Consider the following 5,331-nt stretch of genomic DNA (forward strand, 5'->3'; position numbering starts at 1 on the left):
TTTGCGACTGCCTTTCGTCGCTGGCCTGCTTGTCCTCTGCCTGTTTGATCTTTTTCGCGAAGTAACATTTACCGTCGCAATGCAGCCAGGGTTTGTTCCTGTTTTCGCAAAGCTTGGTGGCAATGTAATTCCTGTTCAGCTCAAAACCCGCGAAAATAAAAAAACGCGAGAATTTGACCGTGATCAGTGAAAAGATGAGTAAATAGGCTGTAATACGTTGCAGCATGGCGCAAAGGTACGCCCTGTGGGTTTAATAAGCAACTTTAGTTCTAATCTTAAGTCGCAAGTACTAAGTCGGAAGTCTCAGTTTTAAGTCTTAAGTTCAAAAATCTAAAGGCATCACCCGACTAAAGACTTTTGACTTAGAACTTTCGACTCAAGACTTGTCCCTTTTCAGCGTAGCATGCAGGTGCTGGCCTTTGTAAACCAGGTCCATACCAATGGAATCCTGATAAACTTTACCCGTATGGGGCGAACTGCCTCCCGGCACCGGGATACTGAAAGAGAAATTATCGCCATTGATCATGCCGTCGGTAATAGCTACATCACCCTGCGGAGCATGAGCTGTACCCGTAAGTTTGCCGCTGTCTACCTTAAAAGTGTAGCTTAAGGGAAAATGATCATCGCCCGGAAGCGTTAACGAACCTATCCATCTGCCGTTAATATCGGCCATCGAAATAAAACTGAAAGCGGTAATAATAACAAACGCACTGATCACCAGGAACTCTTTTTTCATTGTTGATATAGTTTAAGCAGATGCCTATATGCCGTAATTTAAACTATATACAATTTTATTGCCTTTAAGTTTAATAAAAAAGAAAAACCTTACTGGTGGGCAAGGTTTTTCTTTTTTATTTTAGAAAATGTCATCCTGAGCGTTTAAATCCAGAGGCCAGTGAAGGGGAAATGACAAAAGAGGGCCTGTCAGTCTGAGCCCGTCGAAGACTCGCGCGCAGAGGCCCTTCCCACCATGCTTCGATAGGCTCAACATGACACCCTTTTTTTAATTATACCTATAAAACTATTGTGTACCCGTAAGGATACACAGTAGTTTTTTTTATTTAAGCAGTTACATTGCTGATAACATTTTCGCGGATAGCTTTCGCGGCTTCAACCATTTCTATCAGGGCTTTTTGGGTTTCATCCCAGCCACGCGTTTTTAAACCACAATCAGGATTTACCCAAAGCTGGGCATCGGGTATTACGGCCTGGGCGCGTTTAAGCAAACGGATCATTTCCTCCCTGTTGGGTACGCGGGGCGAATGGATATCATATACACCGGGGCCAATTTCATTAGGATACTTAAAATCGGCAAAAACATCCAGCAGCTCCATTTGCGAACGCGATGTTTCTATCGTGATCACATCAGCATCCATATCGGCTATGCTTTTAATGATATCATTAAACTCTGAATAGCACATGTGTGTGTGGATCTGTGTGCTATCCTGAACGCCGCTTGCCGAAATCCGGAAAGCTTTAACCGCCCAGTCGAGGTAATTTGCCCGGTCGTCCCTGCGAAGCGGTAACCCTTCACGAATGGCGGGTTCGTCTATCTGGATAATCTTGATACCTGCACTTTCCAGATCACATACTTCATCACGGATGGCCAAAGCTATCTGCGTACAGGTTTCAGAGCGCGGCTGGTCATTACGCACAAACGACCATTGCAAAATAGTTACAGGACCGGTTAACATACCCTTCATCCATTGCGAGGTCAGGGATTGCGCATAGGCCGACCATTTTACTGTCATTGCTTCAGGCCTTGATACATCGCCATAAATAATCGGCGGTTTAACACAACGGCTGCCATAGCTTTGCACCCAGCCATTCTGCGTAAAGGTGAAGCCAGCCAGCTGTTCGCCAAAATATTCAACCATATCATTGCGTTCAAACTCACCGTGTACCAGCACATCCAGGCCTATTTCCTCCTGCCATTTTACCGCTTTTTCGGTTTCTTCGGCTATCAGTTTATCATATTCGGCTGCGGTTAATTCCCCTTTCTTTAAACGGGCGCGCCAGCTTCGTACTTCAATTGTCTGCGGGAATGACCCGATGGTCGTTGTAGCAAAAAGCGGCAGATCAAGTAAAAGCTGCTGTTGTTTTTTACGATCAACAAAAGTACTTGCACGCTGTGCATCATTTTCGGTTATTGTATTTACTCGCTGCTTAACAACTTCGTTATGAATAAGGGGCGATGTGCGGCGGGCCTCATTTGCTTCCCGGTTTTTAGCCAATTGGTGCAGGCTGCTGTCACCAATTACATCGGCCGAAAGTTTGCTGAGCAACACAACCTCACTTATCTTTTGCCTCGCGAAGGCCAGCCATTGCTTAATTTCGGGCGTTAGAACCTCCTCATTGGTTTCATTTTGAAGATCGCACGGCGAATGGATCAATGAACATGAAGGCGCTATCCAAATACGACCGGCTCCCAGTTTGTCTTTAGCGTACTTTATAATACCCAGCGAATTAATAAAGTCGTTTTTCCAGATATTGCGGCCGTCAACCACTCCCAATGAGAGGATAGCTTTTTTGGGTAGATGTGCTATCACATCATCTAATTGCTGAGGCGCGCGCACCAGGTCGATATGTAAAACATCAACCGGTAATGCTGTTGCCAATTGCGTATTATCACCCAGGCGTTCAAAATAGGTTGCCAGCACTATCTTCAGGAAAGGAAACTCTTTCCTCAATTGAGCGTAGGTATCTTTAAATGCCTGCTGTTGTTTTTCGGTTAAATCAAGTGCTAAAAATGGTTCATCAAACTGTACCCAATCGGCACCTAAGGTTTTAAGCTTATTGAGGATATCAACGTAAACAGGCAGCAAGTTTTTGATCAGGTCTACCCTATCGAAACCAGCCTCTTTTTCTTTGCCTAATAACAGGTACGATACAGGGCCGATCAACACCGGTTTACTGGTGATACCCAGCTGTTTGGCCTCATAAAACTCATCGATAACTTTGGTGGAGAAGAGTTTAAACTGCTGATCTTTATAAAACTCGGGGACTATGTAATGATAGTTGGTATCAAACCATTTGGTCATTTCCATTGCCACAATATCCAAACCTTCTTTTTGATAGCCGCGGGCCATAGCAAAATACAGATCAAGCTCGGTATTGCCCTTTTGCTTTATCACCTCATGATAACGTTTGGGAATAGCACCAAACATTAACGAGTGGTCAAGCACCTGATCATAAAACGAAAAATCATTTGAGGGGATCAGGTCAATCCCGGCCTCTTTTTGTAGCAGCCAGTTTTCTTCTCGGATGTATTTACCAACGGTAAGTACATTTTTAAACCCGGTTTTGCCTGCCCAGTAGTTTTCGCAGACTTTTTTCAATTCGCGCCGGCTACCAATGCGCGGGTAACCTAAATTTTGCGTTAGCATTCTTTTAATTGATTAAATGAATAAATCGGTTAAAAGCCCTTTCAGCTAAGCTTCGCAATGTTTTGTGGTAAATAAAAATGGAGAGAATATATGGGTACAGGCTATCATTATGGGGTAAAAACCCAAACAAGCAAGCAATCATAACCCTGACCAAAGCTTCATACCGCGAAAGCACTGTCAATTCAGTATTAGGCAGGTCTCCTGACTTGTAACATTTTTACCACCCTTCCCAATCGCAACGTACGATCAGTGGGTATTATTGGTAAAAACTTTTTTGTGTTACTTACAGTTGCGCGACAGTTCGTGATTTGCACACGATTCCCTATTAATCTACAATTAAGTAAAACCTATACCGGTTGATGAAGTAAAGTAAAGAACTATATCAAGGCAAATATAGGGATATGCCCGCTGAATATTCAGGTTATTTATTTGTTATAGACGGATGTTTTGATAAAGCACTCTTTAAAAGGCATATAGCAGATCCTCCCTTTCGCCATAAGTCACACGATGGTCAATATGCAAGTAAGCTTAATAAACCGTTGAATTGTACCATTTCCGATGCAAATTGATCCTTAACTTTGGTGGCTTCTATGAGTCAAAAAACGCCTTCAAACCCACCGGGATTTACCTGGGTGGTATTAACTACCAGTCTCGCTTTCGTGGTAGCGCAGCTTGATGTTTCTATCGTCAACATTGCTTTACCTGAAATTGCAAAAGCCTACCATGCCGGTATCAGCACCCTGCAATGGGTAATTGACGCATACACCCTCGCCTTTGCTGTACTCATGTTGTCGGCAGGCAGCCTCGGCGATCTTTTAGGTTCAAAGAAGATCTTTCAGATTGGTTTGATCATCTTCGGGTTTGCATCAGCCGGTTGTGGTTTGGCTCTTGATGCTATTACACTCATCATTTGCCGTGTGGCGCAGGGAATTGGGGCCGCTATGATGATACCGAGTTCTCTCGCACTGCTCAATCATCAGTTTGCACATATGCCGCAAACACGTACGCGTGCCGTAGGTTTATGGACAGCTGCCGGAAGCTCTGCCATGGCGGCAGGCCCTACCATTGGTGGTTTACTGATAGCATTTAGCAGCTGGCGTTTTATTTTTATAGTCAACATCCCCATTTGCATCATTGGTTACATCCTGAGTTTTAAAATGGAGCAAACAGAAAAAACGACAAAAAGGAGTTTTGATTTACCTGGGCAAATAACCTGGATGCTATCCATCACAACCCTCATCAGCGTGATCATTGAAATACCAAGGTTTGGATTTGGCCATGTACTAATTTGGGGAGGGCTTATTTTGAGTTTATTGCTTTTCGGGATCTTTCTATGGATCGAGAATAAAGTCAAGCACCCCATGCTGCCTTTCCACCTGTTCAGATCCGGGAGGTTTAACGCGCTATTGGTACTGGGTGCTGTTTTAAATGGATCTTATTATGGCAGTGTTTTCATTTTAAGCCTTTACCTGCAAAAAGTGCTTAATTACCCTTCCATTATGGCCGGCCTTGCATTTCTTCCGCTTACGGTAGGCTTTGTAATTTCCAATGTGATCAGCAGCCGTATTATCAACCGCTATGGCATCCGTAAACCTATTATTGTGGGCCTGATCATGTTTGCCGCCGGGTTTACCGGTTTATTTATAGCACATGAGCACACACCTTACTTTCAGCTTTTCCTGCCTTTCCTGATCCTCCCTATGGGTATGGGTCTTGCTGTACCTGCCATGACCAACGGTATTTTATCAAGCGTTGATAAAACATTATCAGGTACAGCATCTGCTATTTTAAACACGTCCAGACAAACAGCTGGCGCTATCGGCGTAGCCGTTTTTGGCGCCATGGCTGCCGGTGGTGCGGTGAATATTTTAGGAGCTGTATCCAAAAGCGCGGCAATCTCTATTGGCTTAACTGCCTTTGCTATGCTATTGGTAGTGAAAAACTT

The 5,331-nt window shown here is 44.0% G+C and carries 3 protein-coding genes, 1 pseudogene and 1 riboswitch; of the genes and pseudogenes, 1 reads left to right on the plus strand and 3 read right to left on the minus strand.

What is annotated here, in order from left to right; translation table 11 throughout:
* From VF500_RS17065 to metE, 3 genes and pseudogenes are all read right to left on the minus strand, one after another.
* Window positions 1–226: pseudogene (locus VF500_RS17065) on the minus strand (hypothetical protein); the annotation flags it as partial.
* A gap of 150 nt (window positions 227–376) precedes the next feature.
* The gene (locus VF500_RS17070; protein ID WP_330860839.1) at window positions 377–736 is read right to left on the minus strand and encodes a hypothetical protein; all 360 of its coding nucleotides are present in this window, start codon (window positions 734–736) and stop codon (window positions 377–379) included.
* Window positions 737–1,061: 325 nt separating this feature from the next.
* Complete coding sequence (gene metE / locus VF500_RS17075) at window positions 1,062–3,386, minus strand: 5-methyltetrahydropteroyltriglutamate--homocysteine S-methyltransferase (protein WP_330860840.1); 2,325 nt, start codon at window positions 3,384–3,386, stop codon at window positions 1,062–1,064.
* Between the two features lie 173 nt (window positions 3,387–3,559).
* Window positions 3,560–3,752: riboswitch (cobalamin riboswitch) on the minus strand.
* Window positions 3,753–3,976: 224 nt separating this feature from the next.
* On the opposite strand from metE, the gene VF500_RS17080 reads away from it, so the two are divergent.
* Window positions 3,977–5,331 (plus strand): MFS transporter (locus tag VF500_RS17080; RefSeq protein WP_330860841.1); only part of this gene is annotated, 1,355 nt, incomplete at its 3' end.

The sequence above is a fragment of the Mucilaginibacter sp. genome, from assembly GCF_036383575.1.
GTDB lineage: Bacteria > Bacteroidota > Bacteroidia > Sphingobacteriales > Sphingobacteriaceae > Mucilaginibacter.